2 protein-coding genes and 2 pseudogenes are annotated in these 2,058 nt (G+C 63.8%); all 4 read right to left on the bottom strand.

From position 1 onward, the window contains the following. A pseudogene (locus MLGJGCBP_RS49305) lies at window positions 1–122 on the bottom strand (amidohydrolase family protein); the annotation flags it as partial. A 66-nt stretch (window positions 123–188) separates the two neighbouring features. Further along, entirely contained in the window at window positions 189–1,235 is a 1,047-nt protein-coding gene (locus MLGJGCBP_RS49300) for a zinc-binding dehydrogenase (protein WP_160097340.1), read from the bottom strand. Between the two features lie 125 nt (window positions 1,236–1,360). Then, window positions 1,361–1,702, bottom strand: a complete 342-nt coding sequence (mimD, locus tag MLGJGCBP_RS49295) for a propane 2-monooxygenase effector subunit MimD (protein ID WP_201453106.1) — start codon at window positions 1,700–1,702, stop codon at window positions 1,361–1,363. After that, window positions 1,699–2,058 (bottom strand): annotated as a pseudogene (locus MLGJGCBP_RS49290) (toluene hydroxylase); the annotation flags it as partial. The gene mimD and the pseudogene MLGJGCBP_RS49290, both read right to left, overlap by 4 nt.

Raw genomic sequence — 2,058 nt, 5'->3', positions numbered from 1 at the left:
TAGTCGTAGAAGCAGTCGATGAACTGCTTGCCGTGCACGTTCTTCTGGTTCGACGCGCGGCCGTCCCACAAGGCGATGTGCCCGTCGACGATGAAGTATTTTTCGCCGTTCTTCTCATACATTGTGCGTGCTCCAATTGCAGGGATCGGTGGGTACAGAGCCGGATAGGGCGACGTCGGGATCGTGGGTCACCGAGAAATGGTGACCTTCAACGCATCATGGGAGTCCGCGTGCGCAAAGACGTCATAGGCGTCGATCATCTGGTCGAGACCGAATGAGTGCGTGCTGAAGGCACCGGTATCGATCTTTTCGCTGGCCACCAGGTCCAGGAGGGTGGGAATGGTGGTGCCGTTGACCAGTCCGGTGGTGATGGTGATGTTGTTGATCCACAGGTCTTCGAGGTGGAGGTCGACCGGTTTGCCGTGCACACCGACGTTGGCGATGCTCCCGCCGGGACGCACCAGGGTGGTGCACAGCTCGAACGTTGCCGGGATCCCGACTGCCTCGATCACCACCTGCGCGCCCAAGCCATTGGTGAGTTCCAGGACGCGTGCCCGCACATCTTCTGTGCCACTGTTGATCGTCTCGTCGGCGCCGAAACTCAATGAACGCTTGAGCCTCGCCTCGGAAAGATCGACAGCGATGATGTTCGCGGCGCCGTAGAGACCGGCCGTGCGGATCGCGGCGAGACCGACCGGGCCGACACCGACCACGACGACGGTGTCACCGGGTTGTACGTGGGCGTTCTGCACACCGATCTCGAAACCGGTGGGCAGGATGTCGGCCAGGAAGATGGCCTGCTCATTGGTGACACCCTTGGGCAGTACGTGCACGCTGGTCTCGGCGTACGGCACGCGCACGTACTCGGCCTGCGTGCCGTCGATCAGGTGCCCGAAGATCCAGCCGATACCACCGACCGTCGCGCAATGTGAGGGCATGGCGCTCTTGCAGGAGGCGCATTTTCCGCAGGAGGTGATGGCCGGCACGAGCACTCGATCCCCGGCCGCCAGCGATGTGACCGCGGATCCGACCTCGGTGATGACCCCTACCGCCTCGTGCCCGAGCACACGACCGGCCGTCACGGCGGGCACATCCCCCTTGAGGATGTGCAGATCGGTCCCGCAGATCGTGGTGGTATCCACACGGACCACCACGTCGGTGGGGTCGATCAGGCGTGCGTCGGGGACGTCGGTCCATGCCATCGAGCCCGGCCCCTGGAACACAAGTGCTTTCACAATGAACTCTTTCTTTGACGAGATAGCGAAGCAGCCACGCCATCCTGAGTTGCCGGTCGGTCCGCCGGCGCCGCCCACCACCAGTGGGTCGGCGGCGCCGACAAACGGTTACGGCAGGGGCTGCCTCACTGCTCGGTGAGGTCGAATCCGATGTACTCGGCGGCGTCCTCGGGGCTGGCGAACAGCAGGGTCTTGTCGTCGAGGTGGACCATGCGCCCGTAGTGGGTGGAGCTGATCTCCTCGAAGATGGAGCCGTCGAACTCCTGACCCAGGGCGTCGGTGAGTTCCTCGTAGTCGAAGTTCAGCAGCTTCTGGCCGTCGACGCGGATCATCGATGGGTACTCGGTCAGCTCGACACCGTCCTTGTCGCCCATCACTTCCGCGACGACACGGCCGATCGGGGTGTTCATCAGGGTGACGCCGCACATGTTGGAGAACTCGGTGGTCGATCCGAATTGCATGCTCACTGGTCCAACTCCTTGGGGATGTCGAGCCCGAGGTCCTCGAGCAGGGAACGGAACTTCGCGGTGGCGGCGTCGAGACTGTCGGCGAAGGTGACGGCCTTGTCGGCCGGTTGCGACCAGATCGGTTGCAGCGCCCGGGCGGCGTCGAGGCACCGGGGCACCCAGGTGGCCATCCAGGTGCCGAACAGCTCCTTGTTCGCCTCCCCGTGCTCGGGGTCTCGGGTGAGCAACCGGAACAGGTTGCGGGTGTAGGCGAGGTCGCGGTCGTAGTCGTGCTCACCGGTGCCGACGATGGTGGGGGTGATGTAGTCGCCGTTGCCGGCGGCGATCTGCATGACCAGTTCGGTGCGGAACAGCGA

Origin of the sequence: Rhodococcus sp. T7 (genome assembly GCF_009872365.1) — a bacterium.
Classification (GTDB): Bacteria; Actinomycetota; Actinomycetes; order Mycobacteriales; family Mycobacteriaceae; genus Rhodococcus_F.
Note: the sequence above shows the minus strand (reverse complement) of the source record. Positions and strands in the feature narration are given on the sequence as shown.